23 protein-coding genes and 4 tRNA genes are annotated in these 26,292 nt (G+C 40.4%); 23 read left to right on the top strand and 4 right to left on the bottom strand.

The annotated features are described in order from the left end of the window. The first annotated feature begins 56 nt into the window (after nucleotides 1-56). Together AWM74_RS03870 and AWM74_RS03865 are read left to right on the top strand one after the other, a co-directional pair. A complete protein-coding gene (locus tag AWM74_RS03870) occupies nucleotides 57-1,025 on the top strand; it encodes a sugar phosphate isomerase/epimerase family protein (protein WP_026465170.1) in 969 nt (322 codons plus the stop codon). Beyond that, nucleotides 1,026-2,066, top strand: coding sequence for a Gfo/Idh/MocA family protein (locus AWM74_RS03865; protein WP_026465171.1), 1,041 nt, complete (start codon nucleotides 1,026-1,028; stop codon nucleotides 2,064-2,066). A 175-nt stretch (nucleotides 2,067-2,241) separates the two neighbouring features. Here AWM74_RS03865 and AWM74_RS03860 read toward each other — a convergent pair whose 3' ends face one another. Next, nucleotides 2,242-3,237 (bottom strand): LacI family DNA-binding transcriptional regulator, encoded by a 996-nt coding sequence (locus AWM74_RS03860; RefSeq protein WP_026465172.1) that lies wholly within the window; start codon nucleotides 3,235-3,237, stop codon nucleotides 2,242-2,244. 171 nt (nucleotides 3,238-3,408) lie between these two features. On the opposite strand from AWM74_RS03860, the gene malQ reads away from it, so the two are divergent. The 4 genes from malQ (at nucleotide 3,409) to AWM74_RS03840 (ending at nucleotide 8,809) form a co-directional block, all read left to right on the top strand. Further along, nucleotides 3,409-4,983, top strand: coding sequence for a 4-alpha-glucanotransferase (gene malQ, locus AWM74_RS03855; RefSeq protein WP_026465173.1), 1,575 nt, complete (start codon nucleotides 3,409-3,411; stop codon nucleotides 4,981-4,983). Between the two features lie 66 nt (nucleotides 4,984-5,049). After that, a complete protein-coding gene (locus AWM74_RS03850; RefSeq protein WP_026465174.1) occupies nucleotides 5,050-7,317 on the top strand; it encodes a glycogen/starch/alpha-glucan phosphorylase in 2,268 nt (755 codons plus the stop codon). 201 nt (nucleotides 7,318-7,518) lie between these two features. Beyond that, nucleotides 7,519-7,809, top strand: coding sequence for a PTS cellobiose transporter subunit IIB (locus AWM74_RS03845; RefSeq protein WP_051218128.1), 291 nt, complete (start codon nucleotides 7,519-7,521; stop codon nucleotides 7,807-7,809). A gap of 85 nt (nucleotides 7,810-7,894) precedes the next feature. Next, entirely contained in the window at nucleotides 7,895-8,809 is a 915-nt protein-coding gene (locus tag AWM74_RS03840; protein ID WP_026465176.1) for an ROK family protein, read from the top strand. Between the two features lie 77 nt (nucleotides 8,810-8,886). Here AWM74_RS03840 and AWM74_RS03835 read toward each other — a convergent pair whose 3' ends face one another. Genes AWM74_RS03835 through AWM74_RS03825 form a run of 3 tightly spaced genes read right to left on the bottom strand, consistent with a single transcriptional unit; the run spans nucleotide 8,887 to nucleotide 11,070 of the window. Continuing rightward, on the bottom strand, nucleotides 8,887-9,585 hold the full coding sequence (locus tag AWM74_RS03835) for a hypothetical protein (protein ID WP_026465177.1): 699 nt from the start codon (nucleotides 9,583-9,585) through the stop codon (nucleotides 8,887-8,889). Between the two features lies 1 nt (nucleotide 9,586). After that, on the bottom strand, nucleotides 9,587-10,327 hold the full coding sequence (locus AWM74_RS03830) for a hypothetical protein (protein ID WP_026465178.1): 741 nt from the start codon (nucleotides 10,325-10,327) through the stop codon (nucleotides 9,587-9,589). Then, complete coding sequence (locus AWM74_RS03825; RefSeq protein WP_026465179.1) at nucleotides 10,327-11,070, bottom strand: ABC transporter ATP-binding protein; 744 nt, start codon at nucleotides 11,068-11,070, stop codon at nucleotides 10,327-10,329. The genes AWM74_RS03830 and AWM74_RS03825 overlap by 1 nt, the downstream gene beginning before the upstream one ends. A 470-nt stretch (nucleotides 11,071-11,540) precedes the next feature. Between AWM74_RS03825 and AWM74_RS03820 the strand changes: the two genes are divergently transcribed. The 17 genes from AWM74_RS03820 to AWM74_RS03740 all read left to right on the top strand — a co-directional run bounded on the left by AWM74_RS03820 (nucleotide 11,541) and on the right by AWM74_RS03740 (nucleotide 25,764). Continuing rightward, nucleotides 11,541-12,212 carry a hypothetical protein gene (locus AWM74_RS03820; protein WP_026465180.1) on the top strand — a complete coding sequence of 224 codons (672 nt, stop codon included), beginning with the start codon at nucleotides 11,541-11,543 and terminating at the stop codon, nucleotides 12,210-12,212. Nucleotides 12,213-12,395: 183 nt separating this feature from the next. Continuing rightward, a tRNA-Gly gene (locus AWM74_RS03815) sits at nucleotides 12,396-12,467 on the top strand. Between the two features lie 40 nt (nucleotides 12,468-12,507). Further along, nucleotides 12,508-12,592 (top strand) — tRNA-Leu (locus tag AWM74_RS03810). 12 nt (nucleotides 12,593-12,604) lie between these two features. After that, nucleotides 12,605-12,678: transfer RNA gene (locus AWM74_RS03805), tRNA-Arg, on the top strand. An 18-nt stretch (nucleotides 12,679-12,696) separates the two neighbouring features. Continuing rightward, nucleotides 12,697-12,770: transfer RNA gene (locus AWM74_RS03800), tRNA-Pro, on the top strand. 279 nt (nucleotides 12,771-13,049) lie between these two features. Continuing rightward, on the top strand, nucleotides 13,050-13,652 hold the full coding sequence (locus tag AWM74_RS03795; RefSeq protein WP_026465181.1) for a TVP38/TMEM64 family protein: 603 nt from the start codon (nucleotides 13,050-13,052) through the stop codon (nucleotides 13,650-13,652). 6 nt (nucleotides 13,653-13,658) lie between these two features. Beyond that, nucleotides 13,659-14,720 carry a glycosyltransferase gene (locus AWM74_RS03790; protein ID WP_026465182.1) on the top strand — a complete coding sequence of 354 codons (1,062 nt, stop codon included), beginning with the start codon at nucleotides 13,659-13,661 and terminating at the stop codon, nucleotides 14,718-14,720. 136 nt (nucleotides 14,721-14,856) lie between these two features. After that, a complete protein-coding gene (locus tag AWM74_RS03785; protein ID WP_026465183.1) occupies nucleotides 14,857-15,549 on the top strand; it encodes an HAD family hydrolase in 693 nt (230 codons plus the stop codon). A 311-nt stretch (nucleotides 15,550-15,860) separates the two neighbouring features. Next, entirely contained in the window at nucleotides 15,861-17,177 is a 1,317-nt protein-coding gene (locus AWM74_RS03780; RefSeq protein WP_026465184.1) for a CitMHS family transporter, read from the top strand. Nucleotides 17,178-17,229: 52 nt separating this feature from the next. Continuing rightward, nucleotides 17,230-18,237, top strand: coding sequence for an isocitrate/isopropylmalate dehydrogenase family protein (locus AWM74_RS03775; RefSeq protein ID WP_026465185.1), 1,008 nt, complete (start codon nucleotides 17,230-17,232; stop codon nucleotides 18,235-18,237). Between the two features lie 403 nt (nucleotides 18,238-18,640). Continuing rightward, nucleotides 18,641-19,099 (top strand): CtsR family transcriptional regulator, encoded by a 459-nt coding sequence (locus AWM74_RS03770; RefSeq protein ID WP_026465186.1) that lies wholly within the window; start codon nucleotides 18,641-18,643, stop codon nucleotides 19,097-19,099. A gap of 17 nt (nucleotides 19,100-19,116) precedes the next feature. Beyond that, the gene (locus tag AWM74_RS03765) at nucleotides 19,117-21,654 is read left to right on the top strand and encodes an ATP-dependent Clp protease ATP-binding subunit (RefSeq protein WP_026465187.1); all 2,538 of its coding nucleotides are present in this window, start codon (nucleotides 19,117-19,119) and stop codon (nucleotides 21,652-21,654) included. 215 nt (nucleotides 21,655-21,869) lie between these two features. After that, nucleotides 21,870-22,148 carry a hypothetical protein gene (locus AWM74_RS03760; RefSeq protein ID WP_016898044.1) on the top strand — a complete coding sequence of 93 codons (279 nt, stop codon included), beginning with the start codon at nucleotides 21,870-21,872 and terminating at the stop codon, nucleotides 22,146-22,148. A 131-nt stretch (nucleotides 22,149-22,279) separates the two neighbouring features. Then, on the top strand, nucleotides 22,280-23,131 hold the full coding sequence (locus AWM74_RS03755) for a prephenate dehydratase (protein ID WP_026465188.1): 852 nt from the start codon (nucleotides 22,280-22,282) through the stop codon (nucleotides 23,129-23,131). A 105-nt stretch (nucleotides 23,132-23,236) separates the two neighbouring features. Then, nucleotides 23,237-24,232 carry a nucleoside hydrolase gene (locus AWM74_RS03750; protein ID WP_026465189.1) on the top strand — a complete coding sequence of 332 codons (996 nt, stop codon included), beginning with the start codon at nucleotides 23,237-23,239 and terminating at the stop codon, nucleotides 24,230-24,232. A gap of 51 nt (nucleotides 24,233-24,283) precedes the next feature. Next, on the top strand, nucleotides 24,284-25,000 hold the full coding sequence (gene treR / locus AWM74_RS03745) for a trehalose operon repressor (protein WP_034257893.1): 717 nt from the start codon (nucleotides 24,284-24,286) through the stop codon (nucleotides 24,998-25,000). Between the two features lie 158 nt (nucleotides 25,001-25,158). After that, nucleotides 25,159-25,764: a hypothetical protein gene (locus AWM74_RS03740; RefSeq protein WP_026465191.1), complete on the top strand. Its 606-nt coding sequence runs from the start codon at nucleotides 25,159-25,161 to the stop codon at nucleotides 25,762-25,764. Nucleotides 25,765-26,292 lie beyond the last annotated feature (528 nt).

Genomic DNA, 26,292 nt, shown 5'->3' with positions numbered 1-26,292 from the left:
ACTGAAAGTTCACAGATGACAATACAAGACAAGACGACAGACAATAGGAGGCTTTTATGAAATTAGGCGTATTTACCCCTTTATTCAACGATTTATCCTTTGAAGACATGTTAGATCAAGTAGCGGCAAAAGGACTTGAGACGGTAGAAATTGGTACCGGTGCTAGTCCGGGGGACGCCCACTTGAAAATCGATACCCTTTTGGCATCTAGTGATGCAAGAAAAGAATACTTACAAAAGGTTGCAGACCGTGGACTGTCTATTTCAGCCCTATCGGCGCATGGTAATCCCATTTCACCAGATAAAAATCAAGCGCAAGCGCACGATGAATTGCTTAGAAAAACCATCAAACTGGCATCCTTAATGAACGTGCCAGTTGTGAATGGCTTCTCAGGTGTTGGGGGCGGAAACGCGACAGATACCCATGTTAACTGGCCGGTCATTCCTTGGCCAACGGAGTATGCAGACGCCTACCATTACCAATGGGACCAAGTCTTAATCCCTTACTGGAAGGACATTAACCAAGAAGCAGGGGCAGCAGGCGTTAAAATCGGGATTGAAATGCACGGTGGCTTTTTAGCCCATACCCCAGCAACCATGTTACGTTTACGGTCTGAAGCAGGGGACAATATCGGTTGTAACTTTGACCCATCGCATATGTGGTGGCAAGGAATTGACCCAGTCGCAGCCATTAAAATTTTAGGTAAAGCTGGCGCAATCAACCACTTCCATGCCAAAGATACCTACTTAGACCAAGACAATATCAACATGTACGGCCTAACTGATATGCAACCTTATCAAGATGTTGCCAGTCGTGCATGGACCTTTAGAAGTGTTGGTGAAGGCCATCCGATGTCCGAATGGTCACAAATGTTGGCCCAATTGCGCATTTACGGCTATGATTACGTGCTTTCAATTGAACACGAAGATCCAATTATGTCAGTAGACGAAGGACTAGACCGTGCCATTACCAATCTAAAATCTGTCATGATGCGAGACCAACCCCAAGAAATGTGGTGGGCATAGATGACAAAACAAGTGAATAATAAATTAAATATCGCAACAATCGGTTACGGTGGCATGGGGACCTACCATGTCCACGGCCTGATTTCAGCCGAAGCCGACTACCTACAAGTCGTGGGCATTTATGACATTGACCAAGAACGAAAAGACGTGGCGGAAGAAACGGGCACTTATGTTTACCCAGCCTTTGAAGCTATTTTAGATGATCAAGAGGTAGATGCTGTTCTTATTGCTACACCTAATGACAGTCATAAGGATTTAGCTATTCGCTCAATGCGGGCAGGGAAACATGTAATTTGTGAAAAACCAGTGGCCATGAATACCCAAGAATTCGACGAAATGATAGCCGTATCTGAAGAAACAGGACGCGTACTCATGGTTCACCAAAACCGTCGCTGGGACCCAGACTTCTTACAAGTCAAAGACATATTCACAAAACGTCAAGCGGTAGGAGATGTCTTCCAAATCGAATCACGCGTCCACGGCGCTAACGGCATTCCAGGGGACTGGCGCCATCTAAAAGCCCACGGTGGCGGTATGGTCTTAGACTGGGGAATCCATTTATTTGATCAATTATTGTGGCTAGTAGATTCACCAATCAAGTCCGTCCACTCAGACTTATCTTATATCCTCGGCGACGAAGTAGACGACGGATTTATGGCTTATATCACCTTTGAAAACGGCATCCGCGCCCATGTTGAAGTAGGGACAACTAACTTCATTAGCCTGCCTCGCTGGTATATCAAAGGTAATCAAGGAACAGCCATCATTGAAGACTGGGAAATGAACGGCCGCATCGTGAGAGCAACCGGTAATACTGTGGAAAATAAACCATCACCGATTAGAGCAGGCGTCGGTTTGACCAAAACAATGGCACCACCAGTTGATGGCGTCACTGAGACCTTACCATTACCAGAAAGCAAGCCAGCAGCGACATCATTTTACAAGAATTTCTATGATGTGGTCGTTAATGGCGCAGAACCAATCGTAAAAAATGATCAAGTTCGTCAAGTAATGCAATTAATTGATCATATTTTAGCTTAGCTTTGTTCCAATTGTTGCTGAAGATTAAATAGTTAAAGCAAAAGGTCGTGATATTTAATCACGGCTTTTTATTTTGAACGACTATTTTTAAATAAAGAACATAATGTCCTTCTTCAATTTCAAGAAGGACATATTTGCATGCAAAAAAGACTGTAAATAAATACAGCCCCTTTTATTAGAAAGTATGTGGATCGGCGTCAACATATTCGTGGATAAAGCGGGTGGATGCCTGTTCTGGGTCTAGTGCTTCGAATAAAATGTCTACAGCGCGAGCGCCAATAATATGAGAATTTAGATTGATATAAGCATCGTTATTTTTCCGACTAATTTGATCTTGTTTAAAGGCAGAAAAGGTAACGGTTTTGATGTTTAAATTGTCTTGCGTTTCTAGATAGGCACGAATACCTTCTGAGACCAGTTCATCAGAAATGACCATACCATCAATATTTTCAAGGTCTAGTGTATCTTTAGCTAGATTGTAACCATCGCTAGGCAAGAAGGCAAAGTCGTTATAAATACGTTTTGGATCATAAGCTAATTCATGATCTTTTAAGGCACGTTCATAACCTTTGTGCCGGTCGGCGATAAAGAATTGCTTCATGTCCCCACCGATATAAGCAATTCGCTGGCACCCTTGTTGAATCAAGGATGCCGTTGCTTGGTAACCTATTAAGTCATTGTCGTTATCCACGAAATGAACTTTAGTGTTGTCGGGCGACCCGATGACAACGGCTGGACAGTTGACCTCTTGGGCGAACCGCAATAGGGGGTCATTTTTTGAGGCATATAGAAAGATTAAGCCCTCCACTTGCTTACCGTTAACGATTTTTTCAATATGTTTCCGGCGCTGATCATCATCTAAACCAACGGAAAGCAGAATAGAGTAATCATGTTTAGCCATCTCAAAATTAATCCCACGTAAGACGGTCGGGAAGAAGGGGTTTTGGTAAAAGGCGTCACTGGCTAGGGGTAGGACAAGGCCGAATGTTTTAGAGTGAGCACTTGCAAGCCCTTGCGCATAAATGTTTGGAAAATAATTCATTTCCTTCATCACAGTACGCACTTTATTTTTAGTTTTTTCACTAATTGAGGGGTTGTCAGCGATCACCCGTGAAACGGTAGAAGGTGCTACACCCGCTCTTTTAGCTACATCTCGAATTGTAATTGCCATAAAGTGTTATCCTCTCTGCTTGTTGCACTTATTATACCGAAAATTGGCATCGCTTTCAATATTATTCAAAAAGTTGGCGAAACCGGTTGCATTGTGTAAGCGCTTCATGTAAAATGAAAGTGAATTAAGCGAAAAGCTATTAAACATCAACAGCAAACAGGAGGTTCAAGCATGGAAAGAGCAAGTGGTATCGTTTTACACATATCTTCCCTACCTAATCAATTTGGTATCGGCTCATTTGGCGCATCAGCCTATAAATTTGTCGACTTTCTTGTCGCAACCAAGCAACAATACTGGCAAATCCTCCCCTTGACCACAACATCATTTGGGGACTCGCCTTACCAATCATTCTCAGCCTTTGCCGGCAATACACATTTTATTGATTTTGACTTATTAACGAAAAAGGGTTACCTAAACCAAGCTGACTATCAAGAGGTTAACTTTGGTGATGACTCGAAGAAAGTAGCTTACAATACTATTTTCCAAAAAAGGCGACCGATTCTCGAAAAGGCTGTAGCGAACTTTGTGGCAGCTAAAGCCTACAACCAGCCGGAATTCTTACAATTTTATGAAGAAAATGGTTTTTGGTTGATTCCTTTCGCTCAGTATATGACCGTTAAAGAAGAACAGGGTCAAAGCCCTTGGTATGAATGGCCAGAAAACTTGCGTAACTATGACGAAGCGGTTATTAACCAGTTTTGTGAAGCGCATGTTGAGCGGTATGATTACCATTTAGTCACCCAATTTTGGTTTAACCAACAATATAATGACCTAAAAACTTATGCGAACGAGAACCATATCGAAATCATCGGTGATATTCCTATTTACGTGGCCAGAGACTCAGTTGAAATGTGGACCCAACCAGAATTATTTCTAACTGATGAGAAAAAAAATCCATCCTTGGTTGCTGGTGTACCACCTGATTTCTATTCGGCTGACGGCCAATATTGGGGTAACCCAATTTATGACTGGGATTACATGGCAGAAACTGATTATGCTTGGTGGATTTTACGGATGAAAGAAAGCTTCAAGTTGTATGATGTCGTACGTATTGACCACTTCCGTGGATTTGAAAGCTATTGGGCAGTCCCATTTGGGTCACCAACCGCTGCTTCAGGCTCTTGGAAAAAGGGTCCAGGCAATAAAATTTTTGATCAGTTTAAAAAGGAATTAGGCGACATTAAGGTGATTGCAGAAGATTTAGGTTTTATGACGCAAGCCGTCAATGATATGCGGGATAAAACGGGCTACCCAGGAATGAAAGTTCTCCAAAATGGCTTCTATGGTCAAGATTCAGAGGACTTACCACATCATTATCCTGTCAATTCAGTAGCCTATGCGTCAACGCACGATTCGATGCAAGCTTATGACTGGTATATGAACCAAGCAACCCAAGCTGAACGGGACCAGGCCGACCAATACCTTAACCGACGTGTGGGTGAACACCCTTCAGACGCTTTTGTTAGAGGGATTGCCGCATCGCCTTCAAGACTAGCCATCTATATGATGAACGACTTATTACGTTTAGGACCTGAAGGGCGAATCAATATTCCATCTACTATTGGTAACAACTGGGACTGGCGCATGAGTGAGGATGACTTTACCGTTGACCTTGAAGAACGCCTGCTTGCAGTCACTGAAACATACTTTAGAGTAAACAAAGCTTTCATTAGTCAAGATGATACAAATAATGGTATAAATAGTGTAACAGCGGAGGCTGCCTTTTTACCTGAAGATAATGATTAGCTAAAAGTAATACTTGAATAAACTATTTAAACTTACTGATACATAGTCACAGATAAGGAGACGATCATGTTAAATTTAAACGAACGTGCCCAAGCACAATTTAATCAACCGCTAAGCGAGTTGTCACACGCGGAAATCTACAAAATTTTATTAGACCTTGTCCAAGAAAAAACAGCCGCAATGCCGCAAAATGAAGGTAAACGTAAACTTTATTATATCTCTGCTGAATTTTTAATCGGTAAATTACTATCAAATAACTTATTAAACTTAGGTTTATACGATGATGTAGCTGCTGAATTAGCGGAAAATGGGACTTCTCTTGCTGAAGTTGAAGAAGCTGAAGCAGAGCCGTCACTAGGAAATGGTGGTTTGGGCCGTCTAGCAGCTTGCTTCCTAGACTCAATCGCCACTTTAGGGTTGAACGGTGACGGGGTAGGATTAAACTACCACTTCGGGCTATTCCGCCAATACTTTGAGGATAATAAACAATCTTATGAACCCGATGAGTGGTTAGACCATCCAACGTGGCTAAACAAATCGGACATTTCTTACAAGGTGCCGTTTGGTAAATTTACCTTACAATCTACTTTATATGAAATCGATGTACCTGGTTACAACCAACCAAACGTCAATAAATTACGCTTATTTGATTTAGACACAGTAAATCCAGAAATTATCGAAGAAAGTTCTATTAATTTTGACAAGACTCAAATTGAAGAGAACTTGACCTTATTCTTATATCCAGATGACTCTGACCGTAATGGGAACTTATTACGTATCTATCAACAATATTTCATGGTCTCAAATGGTGCTCAATTAGCCATTCAAGAAGCGATCGAGCGTGGGTCTAACATCCATGACTTAGCAGAATATGTTGTTGTACAAATTAACGATACGCATCCGACATTTATTATTCCAGAATTCGTTCGCTTATTAACAACGGAACACGGCATTGATTTTGAAGAAGCAGTAGAAATCACACGCAATGTGGTTGCTTTCACTAACCATACGATTCTTTCAGAAGCCTTGGAAAAATGGCCACTATCTGATATTCATGAAGTTGTACCAGAAATTGCTGAAATTATTACGAAGCTAGACGAAATCATCAAAGATCAATTTCCGGATAATGAAGCAGTTCACATCATTGATGAATGGGGTACTGTGCATATGGCGTCGATTGCGATTCACTTTGGATTCTCAATCAACGGGGTTGCCGCTTTACATACAGAAATATTGAAAAATAACGAGTTAAACCATTTTTATGAGATTTATCCTGAAAAATTCTCAAATAAAACAAACGGGATTACTTTCCGTCGTTGGTTAATGGCATCTAACCCGTCGTTAACAAACTTTATTGATGAACACATTGGGACAAAATGGCGTGAAGATGCTGACTTAACAGACTTATTAGCATTCGAAAATGATGATAAGGTATTAGATGAATTACGTCGTATTAAGAAAGAAAATAAAAATGCCTTGGCAGACCACTTGCAGCGCACACGTGACATTAATATTGACCGTCATTCAATTGTAGATGTTCAAATTAAACGTATTCATGAGTACAAGCGCCAACAAATGTTGGCCTTATACATCATCTACAAATACCATGAAATTAAAGCAGGGAACATTCCTGGAACGCCAATTACCATTATTTTCGGTGGTAAAGCAGCGCCAGCCTATACGATTGCTAAAGATATTATTCATTTAATCTTGTCATTATCAGAATTAATCGAAAATGACTTAGATGTGGCACCACACTTGAAAGTGGTATTCGTAGACAACTACAACGTGTCTGAAGCGGAATACTTAATTCCAGCAGCCAATATCTCTGAGCAAATTTCATTAGCTTCTAAAGAAGCTTCTGGTACTGGTAACATGAAATTCATGTTAAATGGGGCATTAACTATCATGACTTGGGATGGGGCAAACGTTGAAATCGCTGAACAAGTAGGTGAAGAGAACGTTTATCCATTTGGTAAATCAAGTGAAGAAATCGTTAACCTATACGCAACAGATGGTTACGACCCACAAGACTACTATAAACAAGAACGCATTAAACCAATCGTAGATTTCATTATCTCTGATGAATTAATGGCTTATGGTATTCCAGACCGCTTACACCGTCTATATAATGACATGACCAATAAAGATTACTTTATGACCTTGATTGATTTAGAAGAATTTATTGATGTGAAAGAAAAAGTTTACTACGACTATGAAGATCGTCGCGACTGGACCCGTCGTTCATTAATCAATATCGCGAACGCTGGTTACTTCTCAGCTGACCGTACGATTGAAGAATACAATAATGATATTTGGCACTTAGACCAATAATTCTGTCTGTCAAATACTGAACACATTTGCATAATCAAGAAGGGCCGAGTGGGAAAAAGATCCTGCTCGGTTTTTCTTGTATCTTTGAGACAGGAAGTGGATAATAATGTAAATGGTTTCATAGCGGTTAGTTTAAATGGAATGGATCCGTAAAAGGAGGATAAGCGGTTGAAAAAAGTATTAATTGTTTGTGCGGGCGGGATGTCATCATCATTGGTTGCTAAGAAGGCAACGGCCTTGTTTCAAACAGCAGGAAAAGCTATCGAAGTAAATGCCACATCAGTGTATGCAGGGCAAAAAGCCATTGAAGATGATCAATATGATCTGTATTTAGTCAGTCCACAAACGAGAATGTTTTTTGATCAATTAGCTAAATTCGCTAATCGGACGCATAAACCCATTGCCAAGATTCCACCACAAGCCTATGTACCCTTACCAAGGCAAACGCAAATGCTGGCAGATTTAATTGAAGTGCACCTTGAAAACAGATGAAGAGTTGAAAATGTAAAAAGACTTTAGATTCATGATAAAGTAAGTGAAAGTATCTCATAAGCAGGCATATTTTGGAGGCGGGTTAATGACAGCGCAAGCACTATATTTAGGCATTGATATTGGCGGGACAAATATTAAATCAGGATTGGTAGACAAATCGGGTCAGATTACCAACCAATATAAGCGGAAAACGCCACAGAACTTGCCTGATTTAAAATTAGCTATCATTGATATTGTTAATCAAGCACAGGCACAGGTGGGCGACCAGCTAAAAGGAGTTGGCTTTTCTGCACCAGGGCGGGTGGTTTCAGAAACAGGTGTCGTCCATGTTGGGGGCGCAATTCCTTTTATTGATGGCTTAAATTTCAAACACTTTATTAAAGAAAATTTTGGCCTACCAGCGGCGGCTATTAACGACGGCAAGGCAGCAGCCCTAGCTGAATTGTGGCAAGGGCACTTAACAGATGTTGATAATGGATTGGTTTTACTTTTAGGGACCGGTGTAGGTGGCGGGATTGTCTTAAATGGGCAACTGCATCAAGGCAGTCATTTCCAAGCGGGTGAACTGTCCTACATGTATGCGTCTTCTAGCGATATGACCACAGAGAATGCAATGGGTAGGCGAGGATCTGCGGTTATTTTCGTGAATAAATCTAGAGAACTATTAGGGCTAGCGCCTGGTGACGGTGAGGAAGTTTTCCAAGCCTTAGAAGAGGGGACTAATCCTGAAGTTACAGCCTTATTTGACCAATATTGCCAAGATATCGTTTATATCGTCCATACCCTACAGATATCGCTAGACCTAGACAGGGTCGTTTTGGGTGGGGGTATTTCAGCCCAACCACTGGTGTTAAAAGGGATCCAAGACAAATATGATGCACTACGCCGTGACGTACCATGGTTTAACGACTCATTTGAACCGATTGAGATTGGTTTGTGTAAATATGGTAGTGAAGCCAATTTGATTGGGGCCGTATATCAATTGTTGATAGAAGAATAGATTTGAAAAACCGCCTATCTTACGATGGACGGTTTTTTTGGTTTAATATGAACAGTTATAGGCGTTGCGCTATCGGATTACTTTTTCTGAAAGGCAATTCGGTATCTATAAAGTAGCGCACTAATTAGCCCGACAATTACAAAATGTGTCAACAACGGAACAAATACAACTTGATTGGTGTGGATAGCAGTTAGCAATTGGCCATACGGAAATAGCATAGAAAAATTTTTAAAGATGACTGGATAGGTGGCAATTGGAATCGCTAATCCAGAAATGATAGGCAGGATATTCATAAAGATATTATTGAAAAAATAAATATTACTCATATTGATTGCCAGATAAAAAGCTATGATTCCTATCAGTAAACTATAGAGAATGCTAAAAGGTAACAATGCGATTGCGCTATACATTTGATTGGACGTTACGCCGAATATTGCTAGAATGCAAATATTGATCAAAAATAAAAGTAGCGAGCTAAAATAAACGGTCGCTATTTTGTCAAACCAATATTTTATGGCGTAAGGCTTATGAACAATCATTTCAGTATGGATGCCTAATATTTTATCTGTTACCAATAGTTGATTAATCGTATTGATTGCGCTCGCGTTGGCAGAAATAAAAACTGAACTCAAGGCAATGTTATAGTCAATGGTGCTGGAATATTGTTGGTTAATGAGTACAAACAAAATCATCTGAATAATGGGTGTGATAAAGAAGTAAGTGATAAAAGTTTTGATATCACGAAGGTAGATTAATGATGAAAATTGAATACGCAATTTATACCAACCTCCCTTGACCGTCTTTTTTCGCCCAACGTAAAAGAATGCTCCCTAGGCTAACTGCAAGGGCTAGCCAGATCATTAAGGACAGCAGATAGCTCCACGAGTTATAACTAGCGTCGTTGTTGGAGAGTAATTTTCGAATAGGATAGACTAGCGGGAGCCCCCACTGAGTATACATGGATAGGTGATCAAAAAATTTTCCTTGTCCAATTAAACCACTGCATAAAAGTAGGGGTATATGGATAAGCTCTTCGTAGACAATTGCATTAGGTGTTAACACAAAGAAAGCAGCGATCAACATATCCATTACTGCTACACTCAGCCATAGCAACAATACTAAAAGGACAAATTCAAAATTTAAGTCAGTCACCTGAACATGGAAAATGCGAGCTAAACCATAAGAAAGTGGGAAGGAAATCAATCCAAAAGTTGAGGCAGGTAAAATGAGCGCGGTTAGTGACATAAAATCGTTAATGCCCGTATTGATTAAATAAGTCAAGGTACCCTGGTGTCTCTGGAATCCGATTGAACCCGTTGCTGTTGTAGCAGAAGCCCATAAGCCAAATATTGCACTTCGTGTCCATAAATAAGGATCATCTAACCGGTCATAGCCATGTGCTGTAAGATATTGTAAGAGAAAGATGGTCGTTGTTGAAATGATGGGTAGCCATAAAAAATATTGATTTCTAATATAAACTTTCATATGGAATAAAAATAAACGTAAAAATCGAAACATTATGACCTCCTTAAACTTGGCGCAATAGATAAGTAGGCGTCTTCTAAGGTGGAGCCTTTAGGTAAGCCGGAATAGTGAATAATATCTGCTACAGGACCCTCAAATTTTAGGCTGCCACCACCAATAAGTATAATGCGATTAGATAGGGTTTCTATCTCCCCCATGATGTGGCTTGTCAATAAGATGCTCACATTTTCTTCTACAGTTAATTTTTTGATTGTATCTCTTATTTCTTTAGCGATTTCCACATCTAACCCGTTAGTAGGTTCATCTAGTAAGAGTAAGGAGGGTTTGTTTAATAGCGATTTAGCGATATGTAATCGTTGATTCATTCCTTTAGAGAAAAATTTTACTTGTTTATTTTTTACATCAGTCAGCGAAACGATATCTAAAACTCTATGGACCTCATGTTTACGCTGTCGAAATGGTACATTTGCAAGGTCAGCATAGAAGTTTAAATTATCATAGGCCGAAACATTTCCGTAGAAACCTAAATCGCCTCCAAAAGAAACGCCAATATCATTCTTATAGTGGTCTTGTTTACCATTTACCCAAATTTCCCCGGCAGTTTTCTCGATATAACCGCCGATCATTGAAACGATGGTTGTTTTTCCAGCGCCATTTGGTCCAACAAGTGAAACAATTTCACCCGGGGCAATGTTGAAAGAAACATCTTTGACTGCTTGAAAGGGTGTTATTTTGCCATAAGATTTTGATAGATTTTTAACAGTTAAAGTATTCATATATCCATTCACTTTCTTTGTTGAAATGCTAATCTGTTGGAAGGAGATTAAGGAATTCATTGGCCACACAATTTTGAAAAAAGACCATAAATCATTCTGGTCTTTGGCCGCGGCTGAATCGCATTGGGTTGCTAACTGATCAGATCAACTTATATTGGCTAAATTTTAACACAAAAAATTAATCAAAAGGGTTTTTTGTTATACACAAAAAAACCACCTACCGTTGGGAGTCGGTAGGTGGCTAACATTTAATCTTTCGTTTGGGAGGAGAAAGATTTATGAAGAAAAGTTTTTATATTGGGTATGTTTATATAATAGCGCGGACCTTTGAATTTCTCGTGAAGATTTGAGATAAAATATTGAAGAAAATGTGAAGACTGTATTTTCTATATATTTGCTATCATTTATTTGCATAAGGTATACTAGTACAAAAGTTGACTGACGCACAGGCCTTTTGGAGGAGATAAATAGTGGGGAAATTTATCAGTCGTTTATTTATAGTGACGATTATATTTGGTATTATTGCGGTGATTACAGGCTGTGTCACAGGAGAAATTCGCTATATTGAGACTTATAGTGTGCCCGGAGAATCTCGAGGGTATATCGGTCGACGGGCCCACCATCTGGATTCAAAAGAGCATTTGATTGCTGTATTCGACGAATTAGCTAACTTACCAGAATTCGAAGGTGAAGAGATTATTTTAATGAGCTTAAATGTTTCAGAAGAAATGATTAATGCAGATATTCAGTTACCGGAGAATCGAGAATATGTAGATAGCTATCGCTATAATCCTCAAAATTTTCAGCCCAAATGGGAAAATGTAGGGTCCGCGAAAGGTTATGAGTTATCCAAAGAAGTTGAGGTTGGTTATGTGGATGATGCGATTTCGCTGCAAGATTTACAAGTTGAACGTATCTATTATCTATATGAGGATATGTTAGCTTATATAGAAGAAACTGGATTTGAGCGAGAAGAAGATAGGCCGATGAGTATTTCTCTGTTATTGGATGTGATCTATTTGGAAGAGAATATGTTATCTTATGAACCAGCTCGATTGATAGGGCAAGTGACTGGGGTTAGAGATGATCTTAGTTTCTCGGTAAATTTAGATGACCAACAGTATGAAATGATAGTGGATTAGGAATGCAATAAAAATCCAGGTCGCAAAAAGGTGTATCTTGATCATTTGATGCATCTTTTTGTAGGGATTTTAACTAAAAGATTATTTATTCAAATTTTTTGAACTTTTTTAAGAAATCTTATTGACAACTTTGTTATCAGATGATATTCTTATCTAGTCGTCAGTTGATGACACAAAAAACACGCGGAAATAGCTCAGTGGTAGAGCACCACCTTGCCAAGGTGGGGGTCGCGGGTTCGAACCCCGTTTTCCGCTTTGTCTGCAAAGACAAAACATTTAAATATTTTTATAATATGCCGGGGTGGCGGAACAGGCAGACGCACAGGACTTAAAATCCTGCGAGGGTTAACCTCGTACCGGTTCGACCCCGGTCCTCGGCATTTTATATTTATGCACCCATGGCTCAACTGGATAGAGTACCTGACTACGAATCAGGCGGTTGCAGGTTCGAATCCTGCTGGGTGCATGTTTATTTTTTTAATAACGGGAAATAGCTCAGCTTGGTAGAGCACTTGGTTTGGGACCAAGGGGTCGCAGGTTCGAATCCTGTTTTCCCGACTAATGGGGTAGCTCAATAGGGCTATCTTTTTTGTTTATTTTTTAAATTTCGTGTATTTTTAAAAAGGTGCGAGACATGGCGTTCAGACAGGAAAGGGGTTCACCTTCCTATCTCGGCGTCGATGCTTGCGCCTTTTTTCATTTTCTGTATCTATAATAGTACTTTTGGCCTATGATTCTACCTTATAAAAAGTTTACAATAAAAATTGAAGAAATAGGTTATACTAAAGGTGATTAAAATTTCAGACAATAGTGTAGACTATTGAGGGGAGATTGGCTATGGACATGCATCGTAAACAATTCGTACAGCGATTGATTCATTTACTGAATATTGTGGGTACGGTTGCTACTATAATCTTTATTGTTTGGGCATGGCGGAATGGTTTGTTGACGGACAAAGTGGCCTTTTTAAGGTTTATGGGCCACTTTGGGATTGCCGCACCGCTGATGTTTGTGGTGATTCAATTCATCCAAACGGTTGTGCCTGTCATACCTGGTTCGATTACCATCCCCCTTGGCGTATACATGTTTGGGAATGTCTGGGGCTTTATTTGGAACTTGATGCCCATTTTTCTAGGGTCCATATTCAACTTCTACTTAGCCCGAAAGTATGGCCGAAGTTTGGTCCATATGCTAGTGGGAGACAAGTACTATAATAAGGCCTTAAGTTGGCTGGATGACCGGTCGGGCTTTAAACGGATCTTGATTTTAGGTTTGATTTTGCCCTTTATGCCGGCTGATGTGATTTGCTATGTGGCTGGTTTAACCAATTTGTCTCTGTCGCGTTTCGTTCAAGTCTTAGCAGTAGGGAAACCCATTACCATTTTGATTTACTCTTATTCAACCATCTTTTTAGTTGAATTAGTGAGTAAGTGGATATAGGAGTCTATGATGAAAATTTTATTGCACAGTGATATGAAGAAATCAATTCAACAAAGTGGGGTAGGGCGCGCCCAGTTGCACCAGGAAATGGCCCTTGAATCTGCGGGCATTGCCTATACAACCAACTACAAGGATGACTTCGACATGGTTCATATCAATACCGTCTTTCCGCATTCCCTTGTCGTTGCCAGAAAGGCAAAAGCCGCTGGTAAACCTGTCATCTACCATGCCCACTCAACTATGGAAGATTTCAAGAATTCCTACACATTCTCTAACCAAGCGTCACTCGGTTTTAAATATTGGCTCAATACCTGTTACAACTCGGCAGACCTGATCCTGACGCCAAGTCAGTATGCTAAAAACTTACTTGAAAAATACGATATCGATAAACCAATCCATGTCATTTCAAACGGGATTGACCTAGCTTATTGGCAAGCTAGCCAAGAAGAAGTGGCCAACATGCGGGCGCGGTTTAATCTGCGCCCAGACCAGAAAGTAGCCATTTCAGTGGGTCTACAAATTGAGCGTAAGGGGATTATCGAATTTGTCGAGTTGGCCAAGCAAATGCCAGAGGTTACCTTTATTTGGTTTGGCTATTCAAATCCTTATGCCTTACCTAAAGATGTCAAAAAGGCCATTGCCACCAAGTTGCCCAATTTAATTTTTGCCGGCTATATCCCGCGTGATCAGGTCCGCGTTGCCTATCAAATGGCAGATGTCTATTTATTCATGACGCACGAGGAAACAGAAGGGATCGTCTTACTTGAAGCATTAGCCAGCAAGGTGAACACGATTGTATCTGATTTACCTGTCTTTGATTATTTAAAAGCTGACCGAGATGTTTATAAAGCCAATGCACTTGAAGATTTTAAAGTGCAATTGCAAGGTCTTTTAGACGGTGATTTAGCCAGTTTGAGTAAAAATGGTTACCAACAAGCCAGTTTAAAAAGTATTCAAAATATTGGTCAACAGTATATTTATGAGTACCAATATGCCGGTGCCTGTCAACTTGGAAAGCAAAGCGATAAAAAACTCAACAAAATCTTTTCTTCAACTTTTAAAATATAATGACAAAATCTACTAAAAAATTGCAGACAAATTGACGGTCCAGTCTAACTTCAGACTTGGGTCGTCTTTTTCCATAATATGTGCTTTTAGGGCCGCTATTTGTTATCATATGAAAATGATTGAAAAGGGGATAGATATGAAAGCAATTGGATTTGATTTAGACGATACCTTGTACAACCGATTAACCATCTATGAGGAAACCTACCGAGATATGCAGGCGACAGACCACCATTTAGACGTTGATTTTGAGACCTTCAATCAAGTCTACGCTGAATTCTCCGAGCAAGAATATCAAGCCTTTATGGCTGGCAAAAAGACAGAAGCTGCCTTCAAAAACGACCGGGTTATTGAAACCTACGCCCATTTCGGTCATGAAATTGACCAAGCAACTGCAAAAGAATTCAACCAACTGAAAAACCACTATCAAGAACAATTAAGTTTGAGCGAAGACTTAGTAGCCTTGATGGAAGCAGCCTTATCTAAAGGGATGACCTTATTTGTCTTAACCAACGGGACGACAGAGGCTCAAATCGACAAATTGGCCAACCTAGGTGTCGACCAATTGATCGACCGAGACAAATGGTATATTTCAGAAAGTATGGGCGGGTCAAAACCACAACGCAAGGTATTTGACGCCATTGCTGCTGATTTAAATGTTGCACCTCAAGAAATCTTGTTCGTCGGTGACGACTACCAAAATGATATCGAAGGGGCGATAAAAGCCGGATGGCAAGCCATTCACTACAGTAAAATAGAAGTCCCAAACACAGTAGCCACCTGCACAACAGACGATTTCCTAGAAATGCGGACTTTGTTAAAGAATTTATAAAATCCAACTTGTCATGTCAGGTATTTTGATATGAATGGCAGGCTTCGGTAGAAAATATACCTAAAGAAACAAAGTGTTTTTAATTTATTATAAAGACAAAAAATGATGTGAACGATTCGATTTTTGAGAAAGCCAGCAAAAGCCTATATTTTGTTGGCTTTTTTATTTGGCACCTAATAAAACATAACTATCATAATATGTAAGCTAATGTAACACGTTTTGTATTTTTGCGGAAATTTCATTGACAATTGATTGTATTTAGCACATGATAAAACAAATATAAAATGATGAGAAAGTAAGAGGTGTTTTTAATGATTGCATTTATGGGGTACGCCCTGATTGTTATTTTCATGTTTGTTATTATGCGTAAGAAGATGTCACCCTTCATTGGTTTGGTGTTCTTGCCACTGTTATGGGCGATAATTGGACAAGTCCTTAATTTGTGGCAGATTGATATTGGTCAAGCGGCTATGGATGGCTTGGGGACCACATCATCTACCGGGATTATGCTATTCTTCGCAATATATATGTTTACCATCATGATTGACGCAGGTCTATTCGATCCCTTGTCTAACGCGATGATTCGTTTTGCCAAAGGGGACCCCTTAAAAGTGGCCTTGGCAACTGTTGCCTTAACTGCCGCTGTCTCCTTAAATGGTGACGGGACGGCGACTATGATCATTGTCTGTACCGCTATGGTGCCAATTTACAAGAAACTAAATATGTCCATGCTAAACCTAGCTGTTTTAACCATGACGTCGCACTCAATCGTCAACTTACTGCCTTGGGGTGGGCCAACTGCCCGTGCTATCGCAGTTATGGGGGTTGAAACCAATGATGTTATGCGTGGTTTAGTGCCGATGATGGTAGCTGGTTTGATTTATATGTTTATCATCGCTTGGATTTTTGGTTTACAAGAACGGAAAACGCTTGGTGTGGTCAACTTGTCTGAACAAGAAATGCAGGCAATGATGGTCATCGACGACCCAGAAACCCTTGAATTACGTCGACCTAAAAATGTCTGGATCAACTCAATTATCGTCCTTGTAGCCATTGCCTTATTGGTTGAAGGGTCTGTGCCTTCAGCGATTATCTTTATGTTAGGTACAGTGATCACCTTACTAGTCAACTATCCTAATCCTAAAGACCAAAAAGCGCGAATTGACAGCAACGCATCTGAAGCCAACCAGGTGGTTATGACCGTATTTGGTGCCGGTATTTTCATGGGGATTTTAAACGCGACCGGTATGTCAGATGCCATCGCCACATCCCTAATCGCTATCATCCCTGAGTCGTTAAGTGGTTTCTACGGTCTAATCGTAGCCATTATTTCAGCGCCAGGTACTTATTTCCTACATAACGATGCCTTCTACTACGGCATGATGCCTATCTTGTCAGAAGCCGGATATGCTTACGGATTTACCCCGTTACAACTGACATTTGCATCTCTAATCGGTCAATCTTTCCACTTGTTCAGCCCACTAGTACCTTTCTCATACGTACTACTTGGTTTAACTGGCGTGGAATGGGGCGACTGGCAGAAAAAAGGTTTGGTCGTGTCACTTGGTATTTTCATTGTCTACGTGATTACTGCTGCCATCTTTGGTTTGTTACCCATTTTCCAATAATGATGAATAAATTAAAGCTATTATATTATCGACTTTAAAAGGAGTGGACTGAATGACGAACACACATACAATCGCCTTAATTCCTGGAGACGGGATTGGGAAAGAAATTACAGAAGCCGTTAAAGAGGTGGCAAAAGCCCTAGAAAGTCCAATTGCTTGGGATGAAGTGGTCGCTGGCCAAGACGCCATTGATGCCACGGGTGAACTGATTCCCAAAGCCGTTTACGACGCCATCGATACCCACAAGGTTGCCTTGAAAGGGCCCGTTGCAACGCCAATTGGTGAGGGTTTCAGATCGGTCAATGTATCGCTTAGAAAACATTATCAATTACATACAAACATCCGTCCAATCCGCGTATTAGGCCAAATTCCAGCCATACACCGGGATGTAGACATCGTCTTATTCCGGGAGAATACGGAAGATTTATACGCAGGCGTGGAGAAGCAAATATCTGCTGATGAAGCCCACTCTATAAAAATCATTACTCGGCAAGCTACTGAGCGTATTGTGACCGCGGCCTTTGAATATGCAGTAGCAAATCATCGGAAAAAAGTTACTATCGTCACTAAAGCCAACATTATGAAATTATCGGACGGCTTATTCCTAAAAGTCGCTCGCGAAATTGCCGCTAAATATCCGCAAATTGAAGCAACAGAAGTTTTAGTCGACAACATGGCCATGCAATTGGTTATGCGTCCTCAACAATACGATGTGGTCGTCACCGAAAACTTATACGGCGATATTTTATCTGATTTGATGGCCGGTTTAATTGGAGGTTTAGGATTAGTGCCAGGTGCCAATTTGGGCGACGATGTGGCGATATTTGAGGCCGTTCATGGCTCAGCACCAGATATTGCTGGTCAAGGTGTTGCCAACCCGACAGCCATCTTATTAGCCTTTGCAGACCTACTAGACCATATTAGTTTACAGGCGGATGCCACTCGTTTGCGCGACGCTTTGAATACGGTCTTGTCCGATGCAGGTAACTTTACCCGAGACTTAGGTGGCGATTTAACAACAGCAGCCTTCACCGACAGGGTTATCGCAGCCTTAGCATAAGATGCGGTGACTTAACACAGTCTAATGATTTTGATTTGAAAAATGAGGCCAGCGCACTTCAAATTGAGGGTAGCGTAAAGGAGTTGACCAGCAATTCCTTTGCGTTGCCTTTTTGCTATATAAAGATGCGATATTTCAAATTTTTTCTTTTACAGCGTATAACGCTCGTTAAGATACGTCTTCAAACCAGGTTCCAAAAGTCAAACGCTTCCGACACTTCCCAAAATATGCTAAACACTTGCAGTGTTTATTCGGATTTTGGTCTAGTGCGTCGAGTCTAAACGACTTTTGTCACACCTCCAATTACCAAGCTTTTGAATTGACTATTTGACTGCGGTTATCGTATGATATGGTTAATTAGTCAAAGTTAGTCAAAATAAGAATCAGGCTTGAGGTGATGAATATGAAAAATAGAAATATGTCTGATATTATTGAATCTTATTTAAAGCAAATCTTACAACAAGAAGAGCATGTTGAGATTAGTCGTAGTGAGATCGCAGACCAATTTCAATGTGTCCCATCCCAAATTAATTACGTGATTAACACGCGATTTACCCCTCAAAAGGGTTATATTGTAGAAAGTAAACGTGGTGGGGGTGGCTATATCCGTATTATGAAATTGGAAATTGTCGAAGAAGCAGATTTAATTGATGCTATGGTTGACCTTGTCCACCAAAAAACGACATTACGAGATGCTACTGCCATCATTCAAAATTTATTAGTCAACGAGATTGTTACCGAAAATGAAGCGCAAATCATGCACTCAGCAGTCGACAAGGATGCCCTAGGCAAAATTGTTAACGCTGATGAAGTTCGGTCCTTAATATTAAGATCGATGCTTGTGAAGCTGAAATATAGGTAACCAGATAGGAGGACCTTATGAACGAAATTTATACAGAGAAAGCAAAACAGGCCTTATTGTACGCTGCCGAAGAAGCCAAACAATTTCGTCATAAAGCCATTGGAACAGAACATTTGCTGCTAGGACTTTACCGTGAGCCCGAGGGTGTTGCGCATAACGTGTTAGTTGACCACTTGCCAAGTTACGAGGCTGTGAAAGAAGAAGTTGAATTTGTCATCGGATACGGTAAGGATGAAGCCCAAGACGCCCCCGTAGACTTGAATCGCGTGGTGTATTCACCGCGTTCAAGAAAAGTTTTATATATTGCAGGTGAAGAAGCGCAACGCCAACAAGTCACTTTAGTCGGCACAGAGCACATTTTGCTATCTTTAATCGCTGACCAAGTACTAGCTGTTCGAATCCTGAAAAACTTGGACGTGGATATCGAGAAATTACGTAAAGACATCTACCGTTCAATTGGCCAGCGTCCCCCAGTGCGCAACCGCAGCAACGAGAATAATAATAAACCATCAAACCGCGGCAGCAAACGCCCACAAAGTGCAACGCCAACCTTAGACTCACTAACTAGAGACCTAACTGAGCAAGCGCGTAATGGGCAATTAGACCCAGTGATCGGCCGTAAGAAAGAATTACGTCGCATCATGCAAGTCCTTAGCCGTCGAACTAAAAATAACCCTGTATTAGTAGGAGAACCAGGTGTTGGGAAAACAGCCATCGCTGAAGCAGTTGCTATTGCCGTTGCTAACAATGATGTTGTTTCTACCCTAGCCAACAAACGTGTAGTATCACTTGATGTAGGTTCCCTTGTTGCAGGTACTAAATACCGTGGGGAATTTGAAGACCGCGTGAAAAACTTAATTGAAGAAACGGAAAAAGCTGGTAACGTCATCTTATTTATTGACGAATTACATAGCTTAATCGGTGCCGGAGCAGCAGAAGGGGCTATTGATGCTTCCAACCTGATGAAACCAGCTTTAGCCCGTGGTCACCTACAAGTGATTGGTGCTACAACCTTAAATGAGTACCAAAAATATATCGAAAAAGATGCCGCTTTAGAACGTCGTTTCGCCAAAGTCCTAGTTGATGAACCAAGCGAAGCGGATGCTATTGAAATTCTTAAAGGTATCCGAAAAGATTATGAAAAATTCCATCGAGTGACGATTAAAGATGAAGCTATTGAAGCTGCTGTTCGTCTAGGTAACCGTTATATTGCTGATCGTTTCTTACCAGATAAAGCGATTGATATTATGGATGAGGCTGCAGCAACAGCGCGTTTAGACAATGGTGATAAAGATACAACCCAACAAACCATTGTAGGCATTCGTAAGCAATTAACTGATTTAGAAGAATTGAAGAAACACTATGTGAATACCCAAGAATTTGAAAAAGCAGCAGGTGTTCACCAACAACAACAACGTTTAAGTCAAGAATTATTCGCCCTACAAAATAACCCACAAGTTGTTCAAGATGAGCCGTTTGATATTGAAATTGACAGCCAAAACGTAGCGGATATTGTTGCTATGTGGACAGGTGTGCCAATGCAACAGCTTACCCAAACAGAAAACCAACAGCTGATCAATCTAGAAGACCATTTACACAAACGTGTTAAAGGGCAAGACGAAGCAGTGAGAAGTGTTGCTCGTGCAGTTCGTCGTGCACGATCTGGCATTAAAGATCCAAACCGTCCAATTGGTTCATTTATGTTCCTTGGGCCAACAGGTGTTGGTAAGACAGAGTTAGCTAAAGCGCTAGCTGGTGAGATGTTTGGTTCAGATAACAACATCATCCGTTTAGATATGTCTGAATACATGGAAAAATACTCAACGAGTCGTATGATTGGGTCAGCGCCAGGTTACGTTGGCTACGATGAAGGTGGTCAGTTGACCGAACAAGTTCGTCAACACCCATACTCAGTTGTATTATTCGATGAAATTGAAAAAGCCCACCCGGATGTCTTCAATATGCTACTACAAGTCTTGGATGATGGTTATATTACAGACTCTAAAGGCCGTAAAGTAGACTTCCGTAACACAGTCATGATTATGACGTCTAACTTGGGGGCAACTGCCATCCGTGACGATAAAAACGTCGGATTCGGTGCCAAACAAGCCACAGATAGTCATGAAGAAATGGATAGCCGTATCCGTAAAGAATTGAAGTCTGCCTTCAGGCCAGAATTCTTAAACCGTGTGGATGAAATCATCGTCTTCCATACATTAGCGGAAGAGCAAATCGTTGAAATCGTACAGAAATTTACTACAGCCTTAACCAAATTATTAGCAGAGCAAGGTGTGAAACTACGGGTGACACAAGGCGCTAATAAAGAAATTGCAAGTAAAGGCTTTGATAAAGAGTACGGTGCACGTCCATTACGCCGTGTAATCCAGCAAAAAGTTGAAGATCCAATCGCTGAAATGTTAATCGCTGATAAAATAAGCGAAGGCGACGTTGTCACAGTCGGTGCCCGCCAAGGTGAATTATACATCCGTGTAAAACACCCAGATGGCCAAGAAGAAAGCAACGACGTCAAAGACTTGATTAGCGCAGGTCAATAAGCTTTCACAACAAGTCGTATGAAGCGGACTGTAACGTTGATACAGTCCGCTTTCTTATATACTTTTGGAATGTCTCCTGATGAACGTGAATTAGGGGTAGCCACCAAAAAGGTATGATATTTAGCCTAATTTACTGGCTTGACCAGTAACCATATTATTTTCGCTGGTGTAGTGGATATGCTATAATGTATATAATAATTATGGGGAGTGATATCATGGAACAATCAACTAAAAAAGGTTTAATTGCTTTAGGTGCAATTGCTGCAATCGCAGGTATTGCCGCTGTCGCATTATACCAAGAAGATAAAAACTCAGTAGTCAGTGATTTCATCGATGATGCTGGTCGCCAATTACGCCATACAGGTCGTGACTTAGCTCGTCGTGCTGATGATGTATCATTTTTACCAAACCGCTCATTCGGTGACCGTGTAAAAGATTCAGCAGCAGATGCTTACGACTATGCTGTAGGCCAAGCAAAATCATTTACAAAATAAATCGAAAATAAATGCCTCCAATTGCTATGCGTAATAGTAGTTGGGGGTTTTTTTTGTTTTATCCAGAATGACATTAGCAGTTGAAACTGGTACACTTATAAATATGAGATTTCAAAAAGAAGGGTGAAATAATGATGAGAATTGGTTATCAAGGCATACCGGGGGCTTATAGTGAGGCAGCAACAATTGCCTTTGTAAATGAACAATTGCATGTAGAAATTGACGATGAGCGATTGGAAATCATTTCCTATGACGACTTTCAACCTATGGTAGATGACTTAGTGGCTGAAAAAGTAGACCGAATTGTCATGCCAATTGAGAATTCGACAACAGGGTTAATTGCTCGAACAATGGATATTATCCGTTACCAACCTGTCCTAGCAAAATATGAACATTACCAACCGGTTAACCATGTTCTATGGGGCTTGCCTGGTGCTGATATTCAAAAAGTGGAAAAGGTCTACTCTCATCCAGAAGCCCTGTCACAGTGTAAATTATTATTCGACCGCTATCCTAATATGGATCCTGTAGCTTACATTGATACCGCTGTTTCAGCGGAATTTATTGTCCAAGAGAATGACCTTACTATCGCAGCAATTGCTAGTCCGCGAGCAGGTGAATTACACGGCTTGCAAGCTTTAGAACCAGCAGCTTATGATGAAGCTGGTAACATGACACGCTTTTTAGTATTTGAGCGTTACGACCATATTGATATGACCAATAACCATGATAAATTAATGTTATATATTGAAACACCGCATGAACCAGGTGCTTTAGCAAAATTACTACAAGTATTAGATGTTTATCGCATTAACTTGGAGGGGTTAAATGCCCGTCCAATTCCAATGAAACCCTTCCGTTACGGCTTCTTTATTGAAGCAGACCCAAGTAATATGATTGGTGACTTAGAAGCGTTAGAGAAGATCTTAAAAGCATTATCTACTCATATTCAAGTAGTAGCACAATTTAAACAAAATCGTTAGATTAACGACACGAGATCCTGTTTCCAAAATAATATTATTATAAAATAAACCGCTTACATGTTACAATGAACTTGTATAGACAGATAGGATATAGGAGGAATTTTCATGGATAAACGTAAGGTAATTATTGATACGGACCCAGGAATTGACGATGCGGCGGCCTTGATGACCGCCTTGTCGGACGATAGCTTGGAAATTTTAGGTTTCACCACGGTTGCCGGGAATAAGGGATTGGATATGACCACTACGAATGCGGTTCGGGTATCTACTTATTTCGATGGTCGCGTGAAGATCTATCCGGGCGCTGACAACGATTATACCTCTTTAAAAGAGAACAAACCACCAAGAGAGAATGCGACTGGGAATATCCATGGATCGAACGGAATGGGTGGCGTTGATTTCCCCTATGATGAAAGTTTGATTCAAGACCAACATGCAGTTGACTTCATTCTTGAGCAAGTTAAAGCACATCCTGGTGAAATCGACCTAATTACCTTAGGACCACTAACGAATATTGCTTTGGCCGTTGAAAAAGACTTAGCGACCATGAAACAAGTCCGGTCAATCATGTCTATGGGTGGGGCTGCTTTTGACGGGAACACGAACCCGGTAGCGGAATTTAACTACTGGTTTGACCCCGTTTCAGTCGATATCGTCTATCAAGCCTTGGGCGAATCTGTTCCGATTACAATGGTTGGTTTAGACGTGACGAGACCGTCCCTCTTAGATATGAACGACTTAGAATTTATCCGTCAAGCAGGCGGTGAACTAGGCGGCATGATTCGTGAAATGTTCGACGATTATGTCCTGAACTCATTTGAAAATGAAGGCAAAATTGGGATCGTTATCCATGACCTAGTAGCAGTTGTTGGCTATCTGCACCCAGAAATTTTGACCGAAGTCTACCATACTAACTTGGTCATTGAAACTAAAGGTGAGTATACTTACGGACAGACCGTCATTGACTTTGAGGAGCGTACTGACCGACCAAAAAATGTCTACATCGCAATGGATATCGATATTGAAGCTTATAAAGCCCACGTGATTTCAACCCTATTTGGCGAAGACAAATACCATCAATACCTAGACATGCTGGATTAACTTCTAGCGAAAAGGACACACAAAATTAAGCTAGATAAGTAGGTGACGGAAATGTACAAGTTCGAATTTATTTCCGCTGACATTCAAAATAAAATCCACCAGGGCATCTACCCTGTAGGCCGGTTACTTCCGAGTGAAAATGACCTGGCCAAGACGTACGACGTATCGCGCGAAACCATTCGAAAAGCGCAGAAAAGATTGGAAGACACCGGTTTTATCCAGAAGAAACAAGGTAAAGGGGCTATCGTCCTAGACTTTGCCCGTTTTTCTTTTCCTATATCCGGTTTAACTTCCTACAAGGAATTGCAAGAATCCCAACACTTCCAAACTGCAACCCAAGTTTTGAGTAATAAACGGGTAGCGGCACCTGACTTTCTCGTCGGTGAAGACGGTGTTGAAGCGGGCGAACCCTTCATCCACTTGATTCGGGCCCGTGAAATGGAAGGGGAAACGGTCATTGTTGACCACGACTACCTCCGCGTTTCCGTTATCCAAGATGGGGTGCCAGATGAAATTGCGGAAGTATCCATTTATCAATACTTCGAACAAGAATTGGACTTACAAATATCCTTTGCCAATAAGGAAATTGTGGCCAAAAAGGCAGACCGTATCGATCAAAAGCACATGGTCCTTGGCCCAGATGATTTTATCATCCAGGTCAACAGCCATGTATACTTAGAAGATGCCACCTTTTTTCAATATACCTCATCCCACCACCGGATCGACAAATTTAGATTTGCAGAATTTGCACGGCGGACAGCTCATTAATCAATATGATTGTATTTAAATAATTAATAAAGCGCCCTCAATCAACCATATATGGTTGATTGAGGGCATTTTTTGTTTCATTTCTAGGTATTGGATTTTTAGTTATGACAAAGAAAATGGTGTTTTTACTGGTACAATAAAGAAAAGGGAGCGATTTCATGTTGAAAAGATACGCAATATTATTGGTGACAAGTATTTTAGTGTCGGGCTGTATAAATACAAGTAATAATGAGCATGATGCAAATACACCATCTACTGCCAGTGAAGGAAGTGCGATAGTATCTTCAAGTAATAGCCAAGCAAGTAGTCAATCAGTTAACGAAAGAAATGAGAAAGCCAGCGATACAAGAATTGAGCTTATCGCGCTATATGAAATTAAAGAAAAGATTGCAGCAGGGGATAGTTTCTTTGTGTTCCTATCTGGCGCTTCAGACGAAGAGAATATTAAACTTGAACAGACGATTTCAGAAACTTACGACATGATAGGTGATCAACTGACCGATGTTTATCCTGAGGGTGAGGGTTATACCTATATGCTAGATCCATCTGAAAATACAGATGAATACGGTACATTCCTAACAGACTATCAGCTAGAAGATAATCCAGCTCTAATATACTTTGAAGGACAAATATATACTATTAGTATGAATCATCTTGATGTCGATACGAGTAAAGAGGATATTAGTCGTTTTATAGCTTCTCCTTATGACGAATATGATATTACGACAGCACCAGATACCAAAATGGATGAGGAAGATAATTAAGCAATCGATAGCGAACTACTATAGAAGGAGTGTAATTATTGATAGCATATCTAAAGGACCTGACACAAAAAGTTGATCATAAATTCAAGGATCTCCATGAGCGCATGTTTCAATGGTACAATCTAAAACTATTCATTGCCATTGTTACTACTTTGATGATTATAGACAATATAAATTTTTCTAGCAGATTTATGAAATTTATGTATTGTTGGGTGGTTATAATATTGGTTTATAGCCTATTCGGCAAACCGAAAGATAATAAAAATCAGAAAAATAAATCTAGAAGATTGCTTAAGTGGTTAAATAAATTAGATGCTGTGCTTGATATATTGAATGAGAAAATATTTTATTGGCATGACTTTAAGTTTGTCTTGGCTGTAATTGTCCTCACTGCCACTATTCATAATATGGATAATTTTACACAGAATTCTTCTAATATCTTTGTAAATGTATGTTTATATATAATGGTATACTTATTGTTTTGGCCTCCAAAAACAATTAAAAGTAGGTAGGAAAGAATTGTTTATT

The sequence above is a fragment of the Aerococcus urinaeequi genome (genome assembly GCF_001543205.1).
GTDB lineage: Bacteria > Bacillota > Bacilli > Lactobacillales > Aerococcaceae > Aerococcus > Aerococcus urinaeequi.
Note: the sequence above shows the minus strand (reverse complement) of the source record. Positions and strands in the feature narration are given on the sequence as shown.

Excerpts from the sequence above, each read along its gene's own strand:
- AWM74_RS03795 (WP_026465181.1), top strand. The coding sequence starts at position 13,050 with ATGGACATGCATCGTAAACAATTCGTACAGCGATTGATTCATTTACTG.
- AWM74_RS03850 (WP_026465174.1), top strand. The coding sequence starts at position 5,050 with ATGTTAAATTTAAACGAACGTGCCCAAGCACAATTTAATCAACCGCTA.
- AWM74_RS03780 (WP_026465184.1), top strand. The coding sequence starts at position 15,861 with ATGATTGCATTTATGGGGTACGCCCTGATTGTTATTTTCATGTTTGTT.
- AWM74_RS03750 (WP_026465189.1), top strand. The coding sequence starts at position 23,237 with ATGGATAAACGTAAGGTAATTATTGATACGGACCCAGGAATTGACGAT.
- AWM74_RS03865 (WP_026465171.1), top strand. The coding sequence starts at position 1,026 with ATGACAAAACAAGTGAATAATAAATTAAATATCGCAACAATCGGTTAC.
- AWM74_RS03770 (WP_026465186.1), top strand. The coding sequence starts at position 18,641 with ATGAAAAATAGAAATATGTCTGATATTATTGAATCTTATTTAAAGCAA.
- AWM74_RS03765 (WP_026465187.1), top strand. The coding sequence starts at position 19,117 with ATGAACGAAATTTATACAGAGAAAGCAAAACAGGCCTTATTGTACGCT.
- AWM74_RS03755 (WP_026465188.1), top strand. The coding sequence starts at position 22,280 with ATGATGAGAATTGGTTATCAAGGCATACCGGGGGCTTATAGTGAGGCA.
- AWM74_RS03790 (WP_026465182.1), top strand. The coding sequence starts at position 13,659 with ATGATGAAAATTTTATTGCACAGTGATATGAAGAAATCAATTCAACAA.
- treR (WP_034257893.1), top strand. The coding sequence starts at position 24,284 with ATGTACAAGTTCGAATTTATTTCCGCTGACATTCAAAATAAAATCCAC.
- AWM74_RS03870 (WP_026465170.1), top strand. The coding sequence starts at position 57 with ATGAAATTAGGCGTATTTACCCCTTTATTCAACGATTTATCCTTTGAA.
- AWM74_RS03830 (WP_026465178.1), bottom strand. The coding sequence starts at position 10,327 with ATGTTTCGATTTTTACGTTTATTTTTATTCCATATGAAAGTTTATATT.
- AWM74_RS03760 (WP_016898044.1), top strand. The coding sequence starts at position 21,870 with ATGGAACAATCAACTAAAAAAGGTTTAATTGCTTTAGGTGCAATTGCT.
- malQ (WP_026465173.1), top strand. The coding sequence starts at position 3,409 with ATGGAAAGAGCAAGTGGTATCGTTTTACACATATCTTCCCTACCTAAT.
- AWM74_RS03845 (WP_051218128.1), top strand. The coding sequence starts at position 7,519 with ATGTCATCATCATTGGTTGCTAAGAAGGCAACGGCCTTGTTTCAAACA.
- AWM74_RS03785 (WP_026465183.1), top strand. The coding sequence starts at position 14,857 with ATGAAAGCAATTGGATTTGATTTAGACGATACCTTGTACAACCGATTA.
- AWM74_RS03825 (WP_026465179.1), bottom strand. The coding sequence starts at position 11,070 with ATGAATACTTTAACTGTTAAAAATCTATCAAAATCTTATGGCAAAATA.
- AWM74_RS03840 (WP_026465176.1), top strand. The coding sequence starts at position 7,895 with ATGACAGCGCAAGCACTATATTTAGGCATTGATATTGGCGGGACAAAT.
- AWM74_RS03775 (WP_026465185.1), top strand. The coding sequence starts at position 17,230 with ATGACGAACACACATACAATCGCCTTAATTCCTGGAGACGGGATTGGG.
- AWM74_RS03860 (WP_026465172.1), bottom strand. The coding sequence starts at position 3,237 with ATGGCAATTACAATTCGAGATGTAGCTAAAAGAGCGGGTGTAGCACCT.
- AWM74_RS03740 (WP_026465191.1), top strand. The coding sequence starts at position 25,159 with ATGTTGAAAAGATACGCAATATTATTGGTGACAAGTATTTTAGTGTCG.